Raw genomic sequence first — 670 nt, 5'->3', positions numbered from 1 at the left:
GCCGCGGCGATAGAGGCCCTACTTATCGAATTAAAGGCATTCGATAGGTCGAGGGAGGCTATCTCGCGGATACCGGCCTTATTAGGGCCCGAAATAGCCTCTTCGAGGAGGAAAACGGCGGGCTCGACCCCGCCGGGGCTACTAACGCCTAGCTGACTAGGTAAGAGCATCCCGGGCCGGAAGGAGGTCCGAAGGATAGCTTTTAGGGCTACCCTATAGAGGAGGTCCCCTACGGCTATAGGGCGGACGCCGCCGTCAGGCTTCTCGAGGCCTATAAGGCGGGAGGCGCATAGCAGGTCCGGGCCCGGCGCGGTGCCCTGCCGGATCATATCCGCTAGGAGGCGTAGGGCTAGGAGGACCGGGCTGCTAGGACTAGCCGTAGCTAGGTCTAGGAGGGGCCTAGTCCAGCCCGAGAGGCCCGGGGCCTTCTCGCGCCCTATAGAGCCTATAGCCTCGGATATAGCCTCTAGGGTTATCGGCTGACCGGGGCTAGGGCTCGCGCCCGCGAAGGGGTCCTTAGATCCGATAGGGTGTTTTTCGCGGAGGGTCTCGAGGGTCTCGGGGGTCTCGGGCGCGAGGGGCGTAGGGTCCGTCAGGGCCCTAGAGGCCCTACCGAGATAACCCTTCTCTAGGAGCTTTACCGCGCGGCGCGTAGGGCTCTGATCCCTAG

Annotated in this window: 1 protein-coding gene; it reads right to left on the bottom strand. The window is 63.4% G+C overall.

The features are described 5' to 3' along the window. A partial coding sequence (locus ACYU7G_RS17155) for an RNA-dependent RNA polymerase family protein (protein ID WP_461110052.1) occupies window positions 1-670 on the bottom strand: 670 nt, incomplete at both ends.

Source organism: Tessaracoccus terricola, from assembly GCF_054776555.1.
Note: the sequence above shows the minus strand (reverse complement) of the source record. Positions and strands in the feature narration are given on the sequence as shown.